Source organism: Streptomyces sp. NPDC004542 (assembly GCF_040610035.1).
GTDB lineage: Bacteria > Actinomycetota > Actinomycetes > Streptomycetales > Streptomycetaceae > Streptomyces.
This window is the reverse complement of record NZ_JBEXLP010000017.1, coordinates 20,760-42,730: the sequence shown is the minus strand read 5'-3', so window position 1 is coordinate 42,730 and position 21,971 is coordinate 20,760. Positions and strand designations below refer to the sequence as shown.

Below are 21,971 nucleotides of genomic sequence, written 5' to 3'. Positions count from 1 at the left end.
CGGCGGCCCCCTGCTGCGGCGTCCTCCCGCCGACGAAGCGGAGGCGCAGCGTCGCCTGGGAAGCGTCGGGACGCACCGCTTCGCCACGTCCGCGACACGTCGGCGCGAAGTCGACATGGTCAATGCCGCTTTACTGCTGAGGCGCCCCTTATTGGTGACGGGCCGTCCCGGTACGGGTAAGTCGTCCCTGGCCTATCGGGTGAGCAGGGAGCTCCGCCTGGGGCGGGTACTGCGCTGGCACATCACCAGCCGCACCACGGTTCGGTCCGGCCTGTACGAGTACGACGCGATCGCCCGTGTTCAGGACGCTGCCGCGGTGCAGGCGGCACGAGGCGGCGGCACCGAAGCGGACGCGGCGACCATGACGGGCCGCTCCGAGAACAGCCTGCCCGATCTCGGAAGCTATCTCCAACTCGGGCCACTGGGAACCGCGTTGCTGCCGTATGCTGCTCCCCGCGTCCTTCTCGTCGACGAGTTGGACAAGAGTGATTTCGACCTGGCGAACGACCTGCTGAGCATCTTCGAAGAGGGCCTCTTCATCATTCCGGAACTGCTGCGAGCTCGGAAGCACCATCCGCGCGTCACCGTCATGACGGACGACCAGAGCGAGGCCGAGATCAGCGGTGGCGCGGTGAAGTGTCACGCCTTCCCCTTCGTCGTCATGACATCGAACGGGGACCGTGACTTTCCCCCAGCCTTTCTCCGCCGCTGCCTGGTACTGCGCATGGAGGATCCCGGCAGCGACCAGTTGGCTGCCGTCGTGGCCGCCCACTTCGGCACGGACGTGGCTCAGCGAGTGAGCAATGAGCTCATCCAGCGCTTCCTCGACCGCCGCAGAGAGGGGCGCATGCTCAGCGTCGACCAACTCCTGAACGCGGTCTCGCTCGCCACCTCGGACCGAGTCTACGGACATGACGAGTCGGTTCACGCGGTGGTGGACGCCCTCTGGCACCGGTTGGACGGAGCCGAAACGAGGGCGCCATGACGTCCTCGCACCATGACGGGCCATCACCGAACCCTTCCGCCCCGTCGGGCGGCTGCTCCGGCAAGCCGGACATCGCTTGGTCGGAGCTGGCGGATGCGCTCTATCTGGCGGGCTGGTTCGAAGAATCCGACCCGCAAAGAGACTGGGTACCGCCGCCTTCCGCGGCGTCACCGGAACCGCGTCCAGCACGGGCCACCGCGGCCGGTCACACCGCAGGTCCGCGGACCTCCACGCCCGAGGCGGCCTCGGAGCGCGCTCCGGTGGACCGCGGCCTCCCGGCCGACCGCAAGCCGACGGCACGCCTCACGGCATCCTTCGCCGGACAGAGCGCCGGCCGGGCCGTGAACGCCCGGCTCGGCGAGCAGCCTCCCGTGTCACGGTGGGGGCCAGGGGCGGCAGTCGCCGACGTCCCCCCGGTCGGTCTGCCGGACGAGCTCGCGCTGACGTCGTCGTTGCGCATTCTGCGCCTGAGTCGTCCCTCCCCCGTCGCCCGGCGTCTGGACGAGGAAGCGACGGCCTCGCACGCGGCCGCGGCCGGTCTGTGGCTGCCCCAGTGCGTCCCCGCCGACGAGCGCCTCGTCGACCTGACAGTCCTCGTCGACCACGGCCCCTCCTATGCGGTGTGGAACCGTCTCGCGTCGGACCTGTGCACCGTGTTCGAGCGGAGCGGGGCCTGCCGCCGCATGTCGGTCCTGACCTCGGACGTCGCGGCTCGGGGCGCGGAACTTCGGCGGGCTCACGAGACGGTGCCCGGCGGGGGAACCACGACCGGCGGGGACGGACGTTCCGTGGTCGTCGTGATCACCGACGCCGGCTCCGCCGGCTGGCGCGACGGGGACGCGTCCTTGGCCCTGTACCACCTGTCACGGCGTGCGCACGTGGTCGTCATCAGCGTGCTCCCCCAGTCGCACTGGGATGTGACGCTGCCGTCGGTCGCCCGCACCGCACTGCAGCCGACGCAGCCCGTCGCCACGAACCGGCATCTTCGCCTGCTGCACAGCGCGCGCATGCGGCATGTTCCGGACGGCACCGTTCCGATACCCGTCCTGGAATTGAGCCCCGATTCCTTGCGGCGCTGGGCGACCATGGCCACGTCGGCCCACGGTCGGCATGAAATGGCCGCCATGCTCACCGGGCCGGACGGGGATCGCGGAGCGCCGCAGAACACGGATCCCCGAGTGACGGCGGAGAGCGGATCGGAACCCGGCGTCTCCGCCAAGGACCAGGTGGCCCGATTCCGGGCACTGGCGTCGCCCCACTCGTTTTCTCTGGCCTGCCGGCTTGCCGCTGCTCCATTGAATATGCCAGTGATGAGACTCATCCAGGCCGCGCACCCCAAAGCACAGTGGTGGCATCTCGCGGAAATCCTCTATTTCGGCATCATCGTTCCGGTCGCGACGGATGTCGAAGTGCCCGAGCGAGTCTCGTTCGATTTCCCCGGGCAGGTGCGGGAAGAGCTGCTGGGCCTGGGCACAAGGCTGGACACGGCACGAGTGCTGCAGGACGTCGAGGAGTACCTCGCCCCGCGTCTGGCATACCGGCACCCGGGCGGGGCCGCGCTGGTGGCCTGGCAGCCGACGGCCACCGTCCCGCAGCTCACCGAGGAGACGGCGCCGTTCGCCCGACCGGTGCAGGTCGCCCTCCGCATGCTTTCGGGGCCCTATCTGGAGCGGGCGCACGGGCTGGAGATGGCTTTGGAGGTGGTCCCCGCGCGTGCCCTGCGTGCGGAGGGGTTAAGCCTCAGTGCCGTCGAATCGGCGTCGACAGACAAAACCGATAGTGTTCATCCTGTGACTGAGTGCGACGAGTCGACGGTGGGTGAAGCGGATGGCGTTCCGCTCCCGCCGGCACGGCCCGCGGTGCCGCCGGAAGTCCAACCCACCCCCTCGACGGCCGTGGGGCCGCCGACGCCTCCAGGAGGTCCTGTGTCCGTCGATCAGCGCCCGCGACCGGACTCGCCGCTCCTCAAGAGCCTGCCGTCGAAGCTGTGGGGCAACGTTCCGCAGCGGAACAGGAATTTCACGGGGCGCGAGGAACTATTAGAGCAATTGATGCAGCGTCTGACAGTGAACGACGTGACATCAGTATTGCCGGAGGCAATACATGGAATGGGAGGCGTAGGGAAATCACAAATCGCCATCGAATACATCTACCGACACGGGAAGGATTATGGCCTTGTTTGGTGGATCCCTTCCGAGCAGAACAATAAAATAATCCAATCCCTGATCGAACTCGGCGAACGCATGGGTCTGCAAGCGGGCCCGGAGACAGCCGCAGTGCGGACAGTTCTGGAATCCCTGAAAGCTGGATACCCGTATTCAAACTGGCTTCTGGTGTTCGACAACGCCGAGGATCCGATCGAAGTAATCAAATTCTTCCCAAAATCGGGGCCGGGACGCATCATTGTGACGTCTCGAAACGTTCAGTGGGCCACAAGGGCCAGTTCGCTCGAGGTAAATGTGTTCAATCGCGATGAGAGTGTGGCGCTGCTGCGCCGCCGTAGTCCGGATATCCCTGAGGACGCGGCCGATCGGCTGGCCGAGTCCCTGGGGGATCTGCCCCTGGCCGTCGAGCAGGCGGCCGTCTGGCTGGCCGAGACCGGCATGCCGGTCCAGCAGTACCTCGAGTTGTTCGACGAGAAACGGGCAGAGATCCTGCGAGTGGCACCGCCCCCGGACTACGAAGTGCCTGTCGCCGCGGCGTGGAACGTGTCACTGGAACGTCTGCGTCAGGAGCACCCCGCCGCCCTCCAGCTCCTCCAGGTCTGCGCGTTCTTCGCGCCGGAACCCATTCCGTGGGATTGGTTCTCGGCCGTTCGTAACGTATCGGTTCCGACGGCACTCCAGTCGGCTCTGGATGATCCGATCAAGCTCGGCAAGGCAGTACGGGAGATCGGACGGTACGCACTGGCCCGTATCGATCACCGCCAGAACACCATTCAACTCCACCGCCTGGTCCAGCGCGTTCTCGTGGAACAGATGACGCCTCAGGAAGAGGCCCAGATGCGGCATGGAGCCCACGAGCTCCTGGTGCGCGCGGACCCGAAGAACCCGCAGTGGCCCTCACGGTGGACTCTCTACTCCGATCTCCTTCCGCATGTGTATGCCACGCGGGCGGACGAATGCGATGACCCGTGGACACGGCGTCTGGTGCTGAACGAGCTGCGCTTCCTGCTGGCCCGGGGCGACTACGACGCCTGTGCGGAGTTCACCGACCAGGTCAGGCGGCGCTGGCTGGAACAGCTGGGCCGCGATCACGAGGACACGCTCGCCGCGGACCAGGTGTACGCCGAGGTGCTGCGGAAGCACGGACAGTACGAGGACGCCTACCGGCTGCAGAGCGACCTGGTCGAGCGTTTCCGGCGGGTTCTCGGCGAGCGTCACGAGGAAACCCAGCTCGCGCTGAGCCAGCTGGCGATCAACCTGCGCCTGCGTGGTGATTTCTACGGGGCTCGGGACATGGACCAGCAGGCCTACGAGACCTCACTGCGGGAATTCGGCCCTGACGAGCCCATCACCCTTCAGGCGGCTCACAACTACGCCGTCAGTCTCCGCCTCACCGGCGACGTGCAGCAGGCGTACGAACGCGACGAGGACACCTGGCAGCGCCGTGTCGAAGTCATCGGCGAGGACCACGTCTACACGCTCGGCACCCTGAACTCCTCCTTCGTCGACCTCCAGGAGCTCGGACGCTACGTGGAGGCCCTGGAGGGGCAGGAACAGCTCGCCGCACGCGCCAGCCTCCTGCTGGGCGAGGAGCATCCGTCCACCATCCTGTTCCTGCGGGAGCTGTCGGTGACAAGGCGCAAGGTCGGTGACCATCAGGGCGCCTACGAGCTCTCCTTCAAACTCCTGCCGGTGGTGGAGAGCCGCTTCGGCCCCGAGTCGAACGAATACATGCGCACGGCGCTGAACCACGCCACGGATCTGCGGCAGACCGGGGACCTGGAGGCCGCGCGCGCCCTGGGCGACAAGGCGATGACCCTGTGCCGCGAGACGCTGGGGCCGACGCATCCCCATACGTACGCCACCTGCACCAACCTGGCGGTGACGCTCCGTCTGCTGGGGAGGGTGGAGGAAGCCCGGGAACTGGACGAGGAGGCCGTGGCCGGGCTGAAGGAGGGGCTGCGGCCCGATCACCCGAGGACCCTCCTGGCCCGCACCAACCTGGCGAGTGACTATTTCGCCCTCGGGCGCCCGCAGGACGCGCTGGCGCTGGACGAGGAAACCGCCGCGCTGTCCGCTCAGATGAAGGGGGACAAGGATCCGGCGACGCTCGCCGTACGGCTCAATCTGTCGTACGACCTGACGGCGGTGGGCCGCCGGGAGGAGGCCGAGGCCCTGTACAAGAAGACCGTCGGCTCTTTCGTCAAGATCCTCGGAGAGGAACACCCCGCCACGCGCGACGCGCAGTCGGGCTTGCGGGCCAACTGTGACATCGATCTGCTCAATGTGTAGGCGGGCCTGAGAGCCAGCGTGCCAGCGTCTCGGCGTGTACCACGGTGCCGTCGCGGCCGAGAGCCTCCTGGAGTACCCGGACCGCCTCCGGGCGCTCCAGGAGGAGGCGTGTCCATGGCTCGTCCCCTCGGTGGGGACACCGTTCCACGGACAGCGCGAGACCTGTCCACGCGGTGACGTCGCAGGGATCGGCTCGCAAGGTCCTGCGGTACTCCGAGACGGCTTCGCAGCAGAGCCCTCCCGCCGCGGCCGCATCACCCGCCGTGGCGCCGGGCAGGTCCGCAGGGCCGCCGCCGGCGCGGAGAACGCCCGACACCTCGGCGAACAGCTCCGGTTCCGTGAGCCGGAGCCGGACCAGTGCGGTACGTACATCCGGCCGGACGTCCGACAGCCGGGGAGCCAGTCCGGCCTCAGGCAGCGACGGGGGTGCCCCGCCACGCCGCCAGGCGTCCATGAGCGCCTCCACGGACGCGCGGGGCAAGGTCATGTGGCGAGCACGCCAGACAGACCTCCGGTCCGCGACCCGCCACGCGGCCAGGCTGTCCGCCTGTTCGGGAACGGACACTGCGCGCCAGTTCCGTAAGAGATGTGCCAGGCCGTCGACCACCCGATGCCCGGCAGAGGTGAGCCCTCGGCCCGTACGCAGGACGGGCAGGGCCGCTCGTAGCTGATGGACCGCCAAGGCGTACTCGAACCAGGCGCCCTCGCAGCCGGCGGCCGGGCCGGCCTTCGTGGCGCCGAGCCAGAACCGGGCCACGCCGCCGAAGGCGTGAGCGCCGTGCAACAGGCCGAGAAAGGGACGCGGATCAGCGCGCCAAGGAGCGAAGTATCGTTCCTCCTGTTCCTCCTCCTCCGGCTGGTACAAGCAGGTCAGCGTCATGAGGGCATTGAGCTGCTGGTGACGCGCCTCGTGTACGAGGGTCGCCGCCAGTTCCACCGGGTCCAAGGGCGGGGAGAGCAGTATCTGACCGAAGGCGTCGGAGTGCGAGGCGCTGCTCGTCCTGCGGCGTTCCGGACCGGGCAAGGGAACGAGTGACCGAACCATGCCGGCCACGGTCACGGCCTCCCGCGGCGCGCATTCCAGCACGAGGCGCCAGGACTCGGCCAACAGCCGCAGCCAGCGCCGTCGACTCTCCGGCGACAGCGGTTCGACCGGTCTCCGGCCCCGGAAGTCCCGGTACGGTGAGACGGAATCGACCGTCACCCGCAGCTCCCCGTGCTCTTCCCGTGCCGAAATCCGCGATACGGGAAACCAGCCGGGACCCTCTCGCGCCGGCTCGCGCGGCAGAACGACGGAGCCCTCCGGACCGGTAACGCACCATCCCTCCTGGGAGCGATGCACCCGAGCCGTCATCCGCCCGCGCCGCCAGGGCCCGGCGGCCACCCCCAAGGAAGGCAGCCACAATTGGCCGTCCACGACCGCAGCTTCAACAGTCATCGATTCCTGGGTCTGGACACAGACCGCAGCGGTGAGGGATGCGAGGAAATCGCCCACCGCGGCCAGCCTGTCGAGCCGCGACGCCGTTCCGTCACCGGCCGCCGGTGCCGCCCGCAGCAACCGGAAACAGGTTCCGGCGACGGCTGGATCCCGCAACACGTTCTCCACTGCCTCGGGACACATCTCCTGGAGTCGGCAGAGCTGCTCCCACTGGTCGTGTATCCGGGCCACCGCGGTCCGATCCTCCCCGTTTTCGACGGGGGAGACATCGCGCAGGGCCTTGAGCGCCAGCAGCAGGCGACTGCGCTGTGCACTCTGCAACAACTGCACCTCCGCAGGACCGACTTCACCGCTGGCCACGGCCCACAAGGACTCGTCCGAGAGCTCATGGATGCCCAGGGAAGTCCGGCTGCCCACTAGGCGTCCGGGAAATCGGCTTCTGGGGCGGGACGGCGCTGCGAGCAGCCGTGCCTTCCTCTCGCCGCGGGTTCTTCGGGCAGCGCGGATGCCATGGATTCATGCTGGCCGTCGTATGAGTACATACGGGCGGTTGACCGGGTGCTCTCGAGCACGGCCGCGACAGAGGCCGCAAGAACGGGATCCTCGCTCGTGCCCAGCTCCCTCAGGCTCATTCGGGAGAGGTCGGCAAGAGGGGTGTCCGCGACCTGCTCGGAATATGCCATACCAACGATGCCCCCTGCCGACACGACCCACGAGTCTCCCGTCCTATTCATGGTGACCGAGGTGTGGCCGATGCGGAAGACCGAGCGTCTGAGCCAGCAATCGTTTTTGGCCCGTCGGGCGACACGGCTGATCAAGGACAAGTGGACGCCTGACAGCACCACTTTCCCGCACTGGACCGCCGCGGCCGCCGAACCGCCGCTGGATCAGGACTGCCCGCCCGCCAGGAACGTCATACGCACCTTGCGTTCTGTGTTGTCCCGGTTCGTGTCCACCAGGCACACCGACTGCCACGTGCCCAGTTCGAGTCGCCCGCCGAGCACCGGGAGGGTCGCGTGCGGGGGGACGATCGCGGGGAGGACGTGGTCGCGGCCGTGGCCGGGGCTGCCGTGGCGGTGCTGCCAGCGGTCGTCGGCGGGAAGCAGGGTGTGCAGGGCGGCCAGGAGGTCGTCGTCACTTCCGGCTCCCGTCTCGATGATGGCGATGCCCGCGGTCGCATGCGGGACGAAGAGGTTCAGGAGGCCGTCGCGGCCGGCCGCCACCTCGCCGAGGAAGGCCTCGCAGTCGCGGGTGAGGTCCACGACCCGCTCCCGGGAACCGGTGGGGACGTGCTGCACGCGTGTGGTGAAGGCATCTGACATGCCCCCATCCTGACCCATGCGCCGGGTTCCACACGTCAGCGGTCGCGCGCTCAGGTGTCAGGGAAGATGCCCGGCCGCCCCACTGTTCGTACAAACGTGAACAACACGCGTGAGGTCGACGTGGTCGTCACAGGCGCCGGACAGGCGGGTCTGTCCAGCGCCTACCACCTGCGGCGCACGGGCTTCGAGCCGGACCGCGACTTCGTCGTGCTCGACCACTCCCCCGCTCCCGGCGGCGCCTGGCAGTTCCGGTGGCCGTCGCTGACGTACGGCAAGGTGCACGGGATGCACTCCCTGCCGGGGATGGAGCTGACGGACGCCGATCCGGCGCGGCCGTCGGCCGAGGTCGTCGGGGAGTACTTCGCCCGGTACGAGCGGACCTTCGGCCTGCGGGTGCGCAGGCCTGTCGACGTACGTGCCGTGCGCGAGGGCGAGGGCGGGCGGCTGCTGGTGGAGACCTCGGACGGCGCGTGGTCGACGCGGGCGCTGATCAACGCCACCGGCACCTGGGACCGGCCGTTCCGGCCGCGCTACCCCGGTCAGGAGAGCTTCCGGGGACGGCAGTTGCACACCGCGCAGTACGCGGGGCCCGAGGAGTTCGCCGGGCAGCGGGTGGTCGTGGTGGGCGGGGGCGCCTCGGGCACCCAGCACCTGCTGGAGCTCGCCCCCTACGCGGCCGCCACCACCTGGGTCACGCGACGGCCGCCCGTCTTCCGCGAGGGGCCGTTCGACGAGGACGCGGGCCGCGCCGCGGTCGCACTGGTGGAGGAGCGGGTGCGGCAAGGGCTGCCGCCCAGGAGTGTGGTCTCGGTCACGGGACTGCCGCTCAACGACGCCATCCGGCAGGGTCTGCGGGACGGCGTCCTGGACCGGCTGCCGATGTTCGACCGCCTCACCCCGGACGGCGTGGAATGGGCGGACGGCCGGAAGATCACCGCCGACGTCATCCTGTGGGCGACCGGCTTCCGTGCCGCCCTCGGCCATCTGGCGCCGCTGCGGCTGCGCGAGCCGGGCGGCGGGATCCGGGTCGAGGGGACGCGCGCGGTCGCCGACCCGCGTGTCCACCTCGTCGGGTACGGGCCGTCAGCCAGCACCGTCGGGGCCAACCGGGCGGGACGTTCGGCCGTGCGGGACATCGCACGGCTGCTGGCGACGGAGTCCGTCGCCGCGTGACCGCACGCCGGCTCACTGCGGTGACTGCAGCGGTGACTGCGGCAACCGGGGCGGCTGCTGCGCGGGCACACCGGGCGAGGACCGTTGCGCCGGGGCGGGACTCGACGGCCGCGCCTTGCCCTGCTGGAGCGCGTCGAACTCGGCCACATTGCGCTGGTGCTCGGCGTAGTCGGTGGTGAAGCGGGTGTCGCCGGGTTTGACCGTGACGAAGTACAGCCAGTCGCCCGGCTCCGGGTTGATCGCCGCCCGCATCGCGTCCTCGCCCGGGTTGTCGATCGGCGTGGGCGGCAAGCCCATGCGCTGGTAGGAGTTGTAGGGGCTCTCGATACGGGTTTCGTCCGGGGAGACCCGGGCGGACCTGCGGTTCAGGGCGTAGTCGATGGTGGAGTCCATCTGCAGCGGCATGCCGCGCTGGAGCCGGTTGAGGACGACCCGGGCCACCTTGCCCATGTCGGCCTTGGTGGCGGCCTCGGCCTGGACGATGCTCGCGACCGTGACCGTCTGGTAGACGTTCATCGCGTTGTGCTGCGCACCGGCGGCGACCGGCGCCCCGTTGTACTTCTTGTTGGCGGCGTCGACCATGAACTGCAGCAGGGACTGCGGGGTCGCCTTCTCGTCGATCGGGTAGGTCGCCGGGTAGAGGTACCCCTCCGGGTTGCCCTGGGCCTCGTTCGGCAGCTTCAGGGTGGCCTTCCCCACGGACTTCCGGGTGGTGCCGGCGGGCAGGGCGAGGGCCTTGTCGACGGCGTCGTAGACCTGGCTCGCACGCGCGCCCTCCGGGATCACCAGGGTTCTGGTCCGGGTGGTGCCGGCTTCCTCACCCCGGCCGAGCAGCGGCACCGCCACGGCGGTGCCGGCCAGGACGGCGCCGGTCACGACGAGGGCGATCCGGCCCCGGCGTGTCAGTCGGGTGGTTCTCCGTGGCGGAGTCTTCGTCTGCATGCGGGCACGGTAGCTTGCATATCGTCATAAACCCGGCATATCTGAAGTCGAACGGCATATCTTCAGCTGGTCGGTTCCAGTTGCGCGTCCCGTCGGACGAGGGCCGCGTACCGCCCGTCCAGTTCCAGCAGTTCCTCGTGCGTCCCCCGTTCGGCCACCCGCCCGGAGTCCAGCACCACGATCTGGTCGGCGGTCTGGACGGTGGACAGGCGGTGGGCGATGGTGAGCGTCGTCCGATTGGCCGACAGGGCGTCGATGGCGTCCTGGACGGCGGCCTCCGTACGGGTGTCCAGGGCGCTGGTCGCCTCGTCGAGGATGAGCACCGGCGGGTCGCGCAGGATGGTGCGGGCGATGGCCAGCCGCTGTTTCTCGCCGCCGGAGAAGCGGTGGCCGCGCTCTCCGACGACGGTGTCGTAGCCGTCGGGCAGCGCGGCGATGTGGTCGTGGATCTGGGCCGCCTTCGCCGCCGCGTGCAGTTCCTCGTCGGTGGCGTCCGGCTTGGCGAAGCGGAGGTTGTCGGCGACCGAGGCGTGGAAGAGGTACGTCTCCTGGGAGACGACGCCGACCGCGCGGGCGAGGGTGTCGAAGTCGAGGTCGCGGACATCGACGCCGTCCAGGGTCACGCGGCCGCCGGTGACGTCGTACAGCCGGGGCACCAGGTAGCCCAGTGAGGACTTGCCCGCGCCGGTGGGGCCGACGACCGCCAGGCTGCCGCCCGCCGGGACGGTGATGTCGACGCCGTCGAGGACGGGCCCGCCCTTGCCGTCGTAGCGGAACTCGACGTCCTCGAAGCGGACCTCGCCCCTGACGCGGTCGAGGCGGACGGGCCGCTCCCGTTCGGTGATGTCGATCGGCAGGTCGAGGTACTCGAAGATGCGCTGGAACAGTGCCAGCGAGGTCTGGATCTGCACGCCGGTCGACAGCAGGCTCACCGCCGGGCGGAACAGGCCCTGCTGGAGCGAGACGAAGGCCACGATCGTGCCGAGCGAGGTCTGCGGGCCGCCCAGCTGGAGAGCCACCCCGGCGGTCCAGTAGATGACGGCGGGCATGGCGGCCATGACGATGGTGATGACGGCCATCCGCCAGCGGCCGGCCATGCTGGACTTCACCTCGAGGTCGACCAGCCGCTCTGACTCCTCGGCGAAGGACGCCGTCAGGGACTCGGCTCGGCCCATGGTGCGGCCGAGCAGGATGCCGCTGACGGAGAGCGACTCGGTGACCGTGGCGGCCATCGCGGCCATCTGCTTCTGGCGCTGGGTGGTGATCCGCTTGCGCTCGTTGCCGACCCGGCGGCTGATCCACACGAACACCGGCAGCAGGAGCAGCGAGACCAGGGTGAGGCGCCAGTCGAGGGCGGCCATCGCGACGATCGTGGCGACCACGCTGGTGAGGTTGGAGACCAGCGAGGTGGCGGTGGAGGTCACGGTGGCCTGCATGCCGCCGATGTCGTTGGCTATGCGGGACTGCACCTCGCCGGTGCGGGTGCGGGTGAAGAAGGCCAGCGACATGCGCTGCAGCCGGCCGTAGACGGCGGTGCGCAGGTCGTGCATGACGCGCTGGCCGACGGTCGTGGAGATCAGGGTCTGCAGCACGCCGAAGACACTGCTGAGGACGGCGCTGAGGATCATGCCGAGCGCGAGGAGGCTCAGCAGTCCGGTGCGGCCCTCGGGGATCGCGACGTCGAGGGTCTCCCGGAGGAGGAACGGCGTGGCGACCGAGACCAGGGACGAGGCGGCGACCAGCAGGCCGACGATCGCGAGCCGGCCGCGGTAGGGGCGGAAGAGCTTCAGGATGCGGCGCACCTGCCGGGGCCGTTCCACGGCGTCGGCAGGTGGGGTCCAGGGGGTTTCACGATCGGGATGCATGGGCTCCTACGGAGGTGAGCGGGCGTCGGCGTCGAGACCCGGTCAGGACTGGCCGACGGCGACTGACGGTCTCAGGCCATTGTTACCTATACTCACAATGAATGGCATCCTGATATTGTTCCCCCATGACCACCCCCGACCCCGAAGGCCTGCTCGCCGAGCAGTTGCTGCGGCTGACCCGTCGGGTGCACCGCATCCAGAAGCACCATCTGGAACAGCGCGGCCTGGGCATCACCCCGGCCCAGTCGCGGCTGCTGCGCACCCTGGCGCACTACGGCTCTCCGCCGCGCATGGCCGACCTGGCCGAGCGCCTCGAGGTGGTGCCGCGGGCGGTGACCACCCTGGTCGACGGGCTGGAGGCGGGCGGCAGGGTGCGCCGGGTGGCCGACCCGACGAACCGGCGGGTGACCCGGATCGAGCTGACGGAGGCCGGCCGCACGGCCCTGGAGGAACTGCGCGCCGCACGCCGGTCGGCCGCGCGGGAGATCCTCGCGCCGCTCACGGACGAACAACGCGAGGTGCTCGGCGACCTGCTGGACACGCTGGTGGACGGCGCGACGGCCGGGCACTGCTGAACACGGCCTCCCGGTGACGGCTCAGCAGCGGCTGCGGTCCTCGGTCAACACCCCCTGGACGGTCGTCAGGGACCGGTCGTGACAGCCGTGCGAGCCGTGGAGCCGGTAGCGCTCGCTCGTCGTGCCGACCGCGTGAGGTCCGCCCGGTCCCCCATGACGATGACCGGATGCCGGGCCGGGTCGAGTGTGCGCAGCAGGTACTCCATGGCCTCCTTGGCGACGCTGACGCAGGCGGACGTACCACTGCCGTGGTCCATGTGCAGCCAGATGCCGCCGCCCTTGTGCGCGCCCTCGGGGCGGGTCGGGTCGTTCGGCGGGGTGCCCTTGACCCGGTTGTAGTCGATCGCGATGACGTAGTCGAAGTCATGCCAGTGCGACTCGTGCCACTGACGCGGGGCCGCGAACGACTCGTCCCGCGTGTACGGCAGTCCGGCACCGGGGTCGGCGAGCACACCGCCCGCGTCGGAGAGCGTGTACACCCCGACAGGACTGCGGTTGTCCCCCAGGTGATGGTCGACGGTCCAGCCCTTCTTGCCGTTGTGCGCCGGCCAGCCGCGCGTCCGTTCCCAGCCGCTGCCCCGCCTGGTGTACAGCACGAGCGTGGCGTCGGCCGAGTCCTTGTCCCGGCCGTAGACGACCACGGCCTGGCCGGAGTCCGCCGGGATCCGACGGCGCAGCCCTTCGCCGACGCCCGGCAGGCCGGTGGTGCGGACCGCAGCGGGGCCGCCGGGCCGGCTGCGGGCGGGGACGCCGCGGTCCCCGGCGGCACCGCCTCCGCCGTGTTCTGCGGAGCCGCAGGCGGACAGGGCCGTCAGCAAGGCCGCGAGCGCCGCCACGAGGACCGTCGCGCGCCACGAGCCGTTCGTCTGCATCGGACCATGGTGACATCCCGTGTCGGCCGGTCGCACCGGGTAGCGGACAGCGCTCCCGCGAGTCCGCCGGAAAACCCCCGCGACGTCCGCCTTGAAAACCGTTTGCTTTCGACCACGCTGCGACGCGAACCTTGCACGGTTTGTTGCCGTCATCTCCCGCCCTCCCTCGCCGACTCCCCCGACACGAGCCACTGGGACGTCCTACGCCATGCAGATCCAAGACCTTCCGTATTCCGACCCGGGCGTGCCCGACGCACGTTCAGGCCCCCGATTCCTGTGGTGGCTCGGGCGGAACCAGCTGGGCGGACAGATGAAGGCACTGGCCTGGGGGCTGCTGCACTTCGTCTCCGTCTCCGCGCTGCCGTTCTGTGTCGGACTCGCGGTGCAGGCCGTCGTCGACCGCTCCGGCACCCGCCTGGCCCTGACCGGAGGGCTGATGGCGCTGTGCGGTGCGGGCATCGCCGTCGGCGACACCTTCCTGCACCGGGCCGCCGTCACCAACTGGATCACGGCGGCCGCCCGCGTCCAGCAACTGCTGGCCCGCAAGGCCGCGCAGCTGGGCTCCGCGCTGACCCGGCGGGTCGCGGCAGGCGAGGTGGTGGCCGTCTCGACGGGTGACGTGGAGAAGATCGGCTGGCTGGTGGAGGCGGTCTCGCGCTTCACCGCGGCCGCGCTGACGGTGGTCGTGGTCTGCGTCGCCCTGCTCGTCTACCAGCCCGCGCTCGGCGTGGTGCTCGTGGTCGGACTGCCCGTGGTGGCGCTCGCCGCGCTGCCGCTGCTGCCCCGGGCCACGCGGCGCGCCGACGTGCAGCGCGAGAAGGCGGGCCGGGCCACCGAACTCGCCTCGGACACCGTCGCCGGTCTGCGCGTGCTGCGCGGCATCGGCGGCGAGGAGCTGTTCCTCGACCGCTACCGCAGCGCCTCCCAGGAGGTACGGCGCGCCGCCGTGCGCAGCGCCCGGATGTGGTCCCTGATCGCCGCGATCCAGGTACTGCTGCCCGGATTGCTGCTGATCGCGGTCGTCTGGCACGGCGTCCACCTGGCCCGTGCGGGACGGATCACCGTCGGCGAACTCGTCACCGCCTACAGCTCGGTGATGATCCTCGCCTATCCGCTGCGGCACTTCGAGGAGATCGCCATGGCGTACTCCTTCTCCCGCCCCTCGGCCAAACGGGCCGCGCGCGTGCTGTCGCTGGAACGCGCCACGGACGCCCGGGGCTCGCGCGGGGCGGGGACACCTGGCGGCGAGCTGTACGACCCTCAGACGCGTCTGCTCGCGCCCGCCGGCCGGCTGACGGCCGTGGTCTGCGGGGACCCGGACGCGGCCGGGCGGCTCGCCGAACGGCTGGGCGGACACGCCACCGAGCCGGGCCCGTCGGCGCTGCTCGGCGGGGTGCCGCTGGACGAGCTGCCCCTGGACAGCGCCCGCACCGCCGTCCTCGTACAGGACAAGGACCCGGTCCTGCTGTCCGGTTCGCTGCGCGAGCTGCTCGACGTGCCCGCGTCCGGGTCCGTCCGGGCGGAGGACGCCCTGGCTGCCGCACAGTGCGGGGACGTCCTGGACGCCCTCGTCCAGGGATCGCCGGCCGCCACCGACCCGATGGACGCCCGCATCACCGAACGCGGCCGCTCGCTCTCGGGCGGCCAGCGCCAGCGGCTGGCCCTGGCCCGGTCCCTCATCACCGACCCCGAGGTCCTGGTCCTGGACGAGCCGACCTCCGCAGTCGACTCCCACACGGAGGCGCGGATCGCGGACGGGATACGGCGGCTGCGAACCGGCCGCACGACGGTGGTCCTCACCTCCTCACCGCTGCTGCTGGACCGCGCGGACCAGGTCGTCCTCCTGCACGACGGCGAGGTCGCAGCGATCGGCGTGCACCGCGAACTGGTGCGCACCGAGCCCCGGTACCGGGCGGTCGTGACCCGTGAGACCGACGACGAGATCGCCGCCCTGCGGGGCGCACTGGAAGAGATCGAGGAGAGAGCATGATCGGCGTCGCGCCACCGGCGTACGACCCGGCGGCCCCGACGACGGCCACCACCCTGCCCGTCGGCGCCTCGGCAACCGTCCGCGCCTACGTGGCCGAACTGTTCCGCCGGCACCGCCGCGCCTTCGGCATGCTGATCGCGGTCGACACCGTCGCCGTGGTGGCCTCCATGGCGGGCCCCTATCTGGTGGGCGCACTGGTGGAGCGGGTCTCCGACGGGGCACGCGAACTGCACCTGGGCCTGACCGTCGGCCTGTTCCTGCTCGCGCTGATCGTCCAGGCGGTGTTCGTACGGGAAGTACGGCTGCGCGGGGCGATGCTCGGCGAGCGGATGCTGGCCGACCTGCGCGAAGACTTCCTCGTCCGCTCGGTGGGGCTGCCGCCGGGGGTGCTGGAGCGGGCCGGCACCGGCGACCTGCTCTCCCGTATCACCACGGACATCGACCGGCTCGCCAACGCCATGCGCGAGGCGGTACCGCAGCTGGCGATCGGGGCCGTGTGGGCCGTGCTGCTGCTCGGCGGGCTCGTGATCACCGCGCCGCCGCTGGCGGCCGCCGTGCTGCTGGCCGTGCCGCTGCTGGTGGCGGGCTGCCGCTGGTACTTCAAGCGGGCCCCGTCCGGCTACCGCTCGGAGGCCGCCGGGTACGCCGCCGTGGCCGCCGCGCTCGCCGAGACCGTGGACGCCGGACGCACCGTCGAGGCCCACCGCCTCGCTGAGCGCCGCATCGCCCTGTCGGAGCGCCGGATCAAGGAGTGGACGGCCTGGGAGCGCTACACCCTCTGGCTGCGGTCCGTGCTCTTCCCGGTCATCAACGCCACCCATGTCACGGTACTCGGCTCGGTCCTCATGGTCGGCGGCGTCTTCGTGCTGCACGGGTGGATCGGGGTGGGGCAGCTCACCACGGGCGCTCTCATCGCGCAGATGCTCGTCGACCCGGTCAACCTGATCCTGCGCTGGTACGACGAGGTGCAGGTCGCCCAGGTGTCGCTGGCCCGCCTGGTCGGCGTGCGGGACATCGAGCCGGCCGCCGGGGACGCCGCGCTGGTCCCGGACGGACGTGACGTGCGCGCGGACCGGGTGCGCTTCGGTTACCGCGAGGGCGTCGACGTCCTGCGCAAGGTGTCGCTGGAGGTCGCGCCCGGCACCCGGCTGGCTCTCGTGGGCCCGTCGGGGGCCGGCAAGTCCACCCTCGGCAGGCTGCTCGCCGGCATCTACGCCCCCCGGGAAGGCCTGATCACCCTGGGCGGTGCCGAGCTCTCCCGGATGCCCGCCGAGCAGGTGCGCTCGCACGTCGCTCTCGTCAACCAGGAGCACCACGTGTTCGTCGGCTCCCTGCGCGACAACCTCCTGCTGGCCAGCACCGTCGCCACCGATGCCGAGCTGTGGGCCGCGCTGGGCGCGGTCGACGCCGACGGCTGGGCGGGGGCGCTGGACGACGGCCTGGACACCGAGGTCGGCTCGGGCGGGCTGGCGCTCACCCCGGCCCAGGCCCAGCAGATCGCGCTGGCCCGGCTCGTGCTGGCCGACCCGCACACCCTGGTCCTGGACGAGGCGACCTCGCTCCTGGACCCGCGGGCGGCACGGCATCTCGAACGCTCCCTGGCCCGCGTCCTCGACGGCCGCACCGTGGTGGCCATCGCCCACCGCCTGCACACCGCGCACGACGCCGACGTCATCGCCGTCGTGGAGAACGGCCGCATCAGCGAGCTGGGCAGCCACGATCAGCTCGTCGAGGCGGACGGCGCGTACGCGGCGCTGTGGCGTTCCTGGCACGGGTGAGCCCGCGGGGCGCGGGGCGGCCGGGAGCCGGGCCGGAGGGCGCGTGCGCGGTGCCTGCGGACGGAGCGGGGCCAGGGCCGAGGTCCGCACCGTCGGAGCAGGCCCCGTGCCGTTGCGCGGTGCCGTTGCGCGGTGCCGAACCGGGGTGGAAGGCTGGACACTGGCACCGGCTTGGGGAGCACCCGGGAACCGTCCGGTCACCGTCCGGTTCGCGCCGGGTGAGACCTGTGCCCCGCATCCCGGCGGTCCGCCCCCGGACGCGGTGAGAACGGGCCGTGCCCAGCAGCTGGAGGTACCCGTGGACAGCACCGACGGATGGGGAGATGACGTCTACCAGCCCGATGCGTCCGAGATCCAGGACGACGCGGGACTGCTCGACGCGGAGGACACACTCGTCGACGACGGTGTCGACGACCCCCTGGACCGCGGCTGGTCCCCTCCCGAGCGACCGTGGGCGGTGGAGCACGCGGGCGTGACGGCGGGCGAGCGCCGGCGGGGCGAGACCCTGGACGAGCGCCTGGCCGAGGAACTGCCCGACCTCACCGCGCCCGACGGCGACGGTATCGGCGACGCCGAGGACACCGACGGCGAACTCCTGGACAACGAGGTCGGCGCCCGGCGCTCCGGCCGCCTCGTGGCCCCCGACGAAGGGGCGCACGAGGACGAGGAGGCCGCCCTCGTCGCCACCGACGTCGGCATCGACGGCGCGGCAGCCTCCGCCGAGGAGGCGGCGATGCACATCGTGGACGAGGACACCTACGGCTGAGCCCGACGCAGCGGGCCCGCCGACCGCCCCGTGCGAGGAGCCGCCATGCAGCAGGACAAGCACCCCGACTACCACCCCGTCGTCTTCCGCGACCGCGCCGCCGGGTACGCCTTCCTGACCCGGTCCACCGCGACCAGCGACCGGACCATCGAATGGGACGACGGTGAGACGTATCCCGTCGTCGACGTGGAGATCTCCTCGGAGAGCCACCCCTTCTACACCGGTCAGGCCCGCACGGTCGACACCGAGGGGCGCGTCGCGCGCTTCGAGCGCAGGTACGACAGGGCGGACGCCGGATCCGCCGGCGGGTCCGTCCCGGGCGGGGGCGGCGAGCCGGCCTGAGTCCGTCAGATGACGCCCAGCGCCGCCGCGCAGCCCACTCCGCCGAGCAGCATGAACACCGGCATCAGCACCTTGAGCTCGACCCAGCTGCCCGCCCGGAACCGCATCGCCTTCGGCGGCCCCACCGGGTACCAGCGCTTGCGGCCCACCGGGATCGGCCACAGTATCGGGCAGCCGGAGACGGTCAGCGCGTCCCCGATGTCGTGCACCAGCGCCCCCAGCACGACGGGCAGCCCCAGCCACAGGTACTCCTGCCCGGGCTCGGTGAACAGCCAGTCGGACCCGCTGCCCGGCTTGTCCAGGATGCCCGCCAGGATCCACGCGCTGGTCGCGGCCAGCAGCCAGACCAGGACGTCGCTGCTCGAGCCGCGGGCCGCCCGCCACAGCAGGCCCTCGATGGCCAGGACCATGTGCGCGAACAGGATCGCCAGCACCGCCCACCGGCCCCCGGTGATCGCCGCCGCCGAGCAGCCGCCGCCGATCAGGACAGCCCACAGCCAGGTGTGCGTCAGCGTCCGGTGCCCGCCGGAGCGCCGTGGGTCGCCCTGCTTCCTGGTCGCCTTGTAGACGGCGTAGGACAGCTTGTCCACGATCTCGCAGATCCAGCGGGAGAACGGTCCGAAGGCGCGCGAGATGGTCGCCGCCTTGTGGTCGAGGTCGGGGGCGAGCGCGGCGCCGGCACAGATCAGCGCACCGACCAGGAGCACCGGCCAGGGCATCGGGTGGCCCGCAGCGGCGGCGGCCGCTCCGACGCCGAGCCAGGCAGCGGCCCCCGACAGTGAGTGTGCTGGTCCCATCATGGCCGTTGTCCGCCCTGTTCCTCGTGTGCCGCTGTCCAGTTGACCGGGTGCGTTGACGCTCCGTCGGCGACACAGCGTAGCCGCCGTGATCTTCCCGCTCACAGCCGATTCCCCCATCGGCCGTCGGGCCAGGCAAGATGGGTGCGTGACCCTCATCGATCAGCTGCCGCCGACCGCCGACCCCGACGCCCTCTACGAAGCCTTCGAGTCGTGGGCTCAGGAGCGCGGTCTCACGCTCTACCCCCACCAGGAGGAGGCGCTGATCGAGGCGGTCTCGGGTGCGAACGTGATCGTGTCGACGCCCACCGGTTCGGGCAAGTCCATGATCGCCGCGGGCGCCCACTTCGCCGCGCTGGCCCGGGACGAGGTCACCTTCTACACGGCGCCCATCAAGGCGCTGGTGTCGGAGAAGTTCTTCGAGCTGTGCAAGCTCTTCGGCACCGAGAACGTCGGCATGCTCACCGGCGACGCCTCCGTGAACGCCGACGCGCCCGTCATCTGCTGCACCGCCGAGGTGCTCGCGTCCATCGCGCTGCGCGACGGCAAGAACGCGGACGTCGGCCAGGTCGTCATGGACGAGTTCCACTTCTACGCGGAGGGCGACCGCGGCTGGGCCTGGCAGATCCCGCTGCTCGAACTTCCGCAGGCGCAGTTCGTCCTGATGTCGGCCACACTCGGCGACGTCTCCTTCTTCGAGAAGGACCTCACCCGGCGCACCGGCCGCCCCACGTCGGTGGTCCGCTCGGCGACCCGCCCGGTCCCCCTGTCCTACGAGTACAAGCTCACCCCGCTCACGGAGACGCTCACCGAACTGCTGGAGAGCAGGCAGGCGCCGGTGTACATCGTGCACTTCACCCAGGCGCAGGCCGTGGAGCGGGCGCAGGCGCTGATGAGCATCAACATGTGCTCGCGTGAGGAGAAGGACCAGATCGCCGAGCTGATCGGCAACTTCCGCTTCACCACGAAGTTCGGCCGAAACCTCTCCCGGTACGTCCGCCACGGCATCGGCGTCCACCACGCCGGCATGCTGCCCAAGTACCGGCGTCTGGTGGAGAAGCTGGCACAGGCCGGCCTGCTGAAGGTCATCTGCGGCACGGACACCCTCGGTGTCGGCGTGAACGTGCCCATCCGGACGGTGCTGTTCACGGCTCTGACCAAGTACGACGGCAGCCGTGTACGCACCCTGCGCGCCCGTGAGTTCCACCAGATCGCGGGCCGGGCCGGCCGGGCCGGCTTCGACACGGCGGGGCTCGTGGTCGCGCAGGCGCCCGAGCACGTCATCGAGAACGAGAAGGCGCTCGCCAAGGCGGGCGACGACCCGAAGAAGCGCCGGAAGGTGGTGCGCAAGAAGGCACCGGAGGGTTTCGTCGGCTGGACGGAGAACACCTTCGAGAAGCTGATCGCCTCCGAGCCGGAACCGCTGACGTCGCGCTTCAGGGTCACGCACACGATGCTGCTGTCGGTGATCGCCCGGCCCGGCAACGCCTTCGAGGCGATGCGCCACCTCCTGGAAGACAACCACGAGCCGCGTAAGCAGCAGCTCAGGCACATCCGGCGGGCGATCGCGATCTACCGCTCGCTGCTGGACGGCGGCATCGTCGAGAAGCTCGAGGAGCCGGACCCCACCGGCCGTATCGTCCGCCTCACGGTCGATCTCCAGCAGGACTTCGCCCTCAACCAGCCGCTGTCCACGTTCGCGCTCGCCGCGTTCGAGCTGCTGGACCCGGAGTCGCCGTCCTACGCCCTCGACATGGTGTCGGTCGTGGAGTCCACCCTGGACGACCCGCGGCAGATCCTCGCCGCGCAGCAGAACAAGGCGCGCGGCGAGGCGGTGGCCGCGATGAAGGCGGACGGCGTCGAGTACGAGGAGCGCATGGAGCGCCTCCAGGACGTGACGTACCCGAAGCCCCTGGAGGAGTTGCTCTTCCACGCGTACAACACGTACCGCAAGAGTCACCCCTGGGTCGGCGACCATCCGCTGTCGCCGAAGTCCGTGATCCGTGACATGTACGAACGCGCGCTGTCCTTCACGGAGTTGGTGTCCTTCTACGATCTGGCGCGCACCGAGGGCATCGTGCTGCGCTACCTGGCCGGCGCCTACAAGACCCTGGACCACACCATTCCGGACGACCTCAAGTCGGAGGACCTGCAGGACCTGATCGAATGGCTCGGCGAGATGGTGCGCCAGGTCGACTCCAGCCTCCTCGACGAGTGGGAGCAGCTCGCCAACCCGGAGGAGATGACCGCCGAGGAGGCTCAGGAGAAGGCCGACGAGGTCAAACCGGTGACCACCAACGCGCGTGCCTTCCGGGTGCTGGTCCGCAACGCGATGTTCCGCCGCGTGGAGCTCGCCGCCCTCGATCAGGTCGGCGAACTGGGCGAGATGGACGCCGAGTCCGGGTGGGACGCCGAGGCCTGGGGCGAGGCGATGGACAAGTACTGGGACGAGTACGACGACCTCGGCACCGGTCCCGACGCCCGCGGCCCGAAGCTGCTGGTGATCCAGGAGGAGCCGCAGAACAAGCTCTGGCGCGTCCGCCAGATCTTCGAAGACCCCCAGGGCGACCACGACTGGGGCATCAGCGCGGAGGTCGACCTCGCGGCCTCCGACGCGGAGGGCCGTGCGGTCGTCCGCGTCACCGATGTCGGCCAGCTGTGAGCACAGG

Annotated in this window: 15 protein-coding genes; 9 read left to right on the top strand and 6 right to left on the bottom strand. The window is 70.5% G+C overall.

Annotated features, from left to right (window positions below):
* The first annotated feature begins 115 nt into the window (after positions 1–115).
* Together ABZX30_RS12810 and fxsT are read left to right on the top strand one after the other, a co-directional pair.
* Entirely contained in the window at positions 116–985 is an 870-nt protein-coding gene (locus tag ABZX30_RS12810) for an AAA family ATPase (RefSeq protein WP_355932420.1), read from the top strand.
* The gene (fxsT, locus tag ABZX30_RS12805; protein ID WP_355932419.1) at positions 982–5,442 is read left to right on the top strand and encodes an FxSxx-COOH system tetratricopeptide repeat protein; all 4,461 of its coding nucleotides are present in this window, start codon (positions 982–984) and stop codon (positions 5,440–5,442) included. The genes ABZX30_RS12810 and fxsT overlap by 4 nt, the downstream gene beginning before the upstream one ends.
* On the opposite strand, the gene ABZX30_RS12800 is transcribed toward fxsT, so the two are convergent.
* Both ABZX30_RS12800 and ABZX30_RS12795 read right to left on the bottom strand, forming a co-directional pair.
* Positions 5,432–7,240: an HEXXH motif-containing putative peptide modification protein gene (locus ABZX30_RS12800; protein ID WP_355932416.1), complete on the bottom strand. Its 1,809-nt coding sequence runs from the start codon at positions 7,238–7,240 to the stop codon at positions 5,432–5,434. The genes fxsT and ABZX30_RS12800 overlap by 11 nt on opposite strands.
* Before the next feature lie 527 nt (positions 7,241–7,767).
* On the bottom strand, positions 7,768–8,202 hold the full coding sequence (locus ABZX30_RS12795) for a YjbQ family protein (protein WP_355932413.1): 435 nt from the start codon (positions 8,200–8,202) through the stop codon (positions 7,768–7,770).
* Between the two features lie 96 nt (positions 8,203–8,298).
* Between ABZX30_RS12795 and ABZX30_RS12790 the strand changes: the two genes are divergently transcribed.
* Positions 8,299–9,375 carry an NAD(P)-binding domain-containing protein gene (locus tag ABZX30_RS12790; protein ID WP_355932411.1) on the top strand — a complete coding sequence of 359 codons (1,077 nt, stop codon included), beginning with the start codon at positions 8,299–8,301 and terminating at the stop codon, positions 9,373–9,375.
* Between the two features lie 12 nt (positions 9,376–9,387).
* Here ABZX30_RS12790 and mltG read toward each other — a convergent pair whose 3' ends face one another.
* On the bottom strand, positions 9,388–10,317 hold the full coding sequence (mltG, locus tag ABZX30_RS12785) for an endolytic transglycosylase MltG (RefSeq protein WP_355932409.1): 930 nt from the start codon (positions 10,315–10,317) through the stop codon (positions 9,388–9,390).
* A 62-nt stretch (positions 10,318–10,379) separates the two neighbouring features.
* Positions 10,380–12,182, bottom strand: a complete 1,803-nt coding sequence (locus ABZX30_RS12780; protein ID WP_355932408.1) for an ABC transporter ATP-binding protein — start codon at positions 12,180–12,182, stop codon at positions 10,380–10,382.
* 125 nt (positions 12,183–12,307) lie between these two features.
* Here ABZX30_RS12780 and ABZX30_RS12775 point away from each other — a divergent pair, with 125 nt between their 5' ends.
* Positions 12,308–12,757 carry a MarR family transcriptional regulator gene (locus tag ABZX30_RS12775; protein WP_355932406.1) on the top strand — a complete coding sequence of 150 codons (450 nt, stop codon included), beginning with the start codon at positions 12,308–12,310 and terminating at the stop codon, positions 12,755–12,757.
* A 65-nt stretch (positions 12,758–12,822) separates the two neighbouring features.
* Here ABZX30_RS12775 and ABZX30_RS12770 read toward each other — a convergent pair whose 3' ends face one another.
* Positions 12,823–13,629 (bottom strand): L,D-transpeptidase family protein, encoded by an 807-nt coding sequence (locus ABZX30_RS12770; protein ID WP_355932403.1) that lies wholly within the window; start codon positions 13,627–13,629, stop codon positions 12,823–12,825.
* 208 nt (positions 13,630–13,837) lie between these two features.
* On the opposite strand from ABZX30_RS12770, the gene ABZX30_RS12765 reads away from it, so the two are divergent.
* The 4 genes from ABZX30_RS12765 (at position 13,838) to ABZX30_RS12750 (ending at position 18,505) form a co-directional block, all read left to right on the top strand.
* On the top strand, positions 13,838–15,619 hold the full coding sequence (locus ABZX30_RS12765; protein WP_355932402.1) for an ABC transporter ATP-binding protein: 1,782 nt from the start codon (positions 13,838–13,840) through the stop codon (positions 15,617–15,619).
* The gene (locus ABZX30_RS12760) at positions 15,616–17,397 is read left to right on the top strand and encodes an ABC transporter ATP-binding protein (RefSeq protein WP_355932400.1); all 1,782 of its coding nucleotides are present in this window, start codon (positions 15,616–15,618) and stop codon (positions 17,395–17,397) included. Before ABZX30_RS12765 ends, ABZX30_RS12760 begins: the two co-directional genes overlap by 4 nt.
* A 298-nt stretch (positions 17,398–17,695) precedes the next feature.
* Entirely contained in the window at positions 17,696–18,163 is a 468-nt protein-coding gene (locus ABZX30_RS12755; RefSeq protein ID WP_355932399.1) for a DUF5709 domain-containing protein, read from the top strand.
* A gap of 45 nt (positions 18,164–18,208) precedes the next feature.
* Positions 18,209–18,505 (top strand): type B 50S ribosomal protein L31, encoded by a 297-nt coding sequence (locus ABZX30_RS12750; protein ID WP_355932396.1) that lies wholly within the window; start codon positions 18,209–18,211, stop codon positions 18,503–18,505.
* Positions 18,506–18,510: 5 nt separating this feature from the next.
* Here ABZX30_RS12750 and ABZX30_RS12745 read toward each other — a convergent pair whose 3' ends face one another.
* Complete coding sequence (locus ABZX30_RS12745; protein WP_355932393.1) at positions 18,511–19,305, bottom strand: metal-dependent hydrolase; 795 nt, start codon at positions 19,303–19,305, stop codon at positions 18,511–18,513.
* Between the two features lie 145 nt (positions 19,306–19,450).
* Between ABZX30_RS12745 and ABZX30_RS12740 the strand changes: the two genes are divergently transcribed.
* Positions 19,451–21,964, top strand: coding sequence for a DUF3516 domain-containing protein (locus tag ABZX30_RS12740; protein ID WP_355932391.1), 2,514 nt, complete (start codon positions 19,451–19,453; stop codon positions 21,962–21,964).
* Positions 21,965–21,971 lie beyond the last annotated feature (7 nt).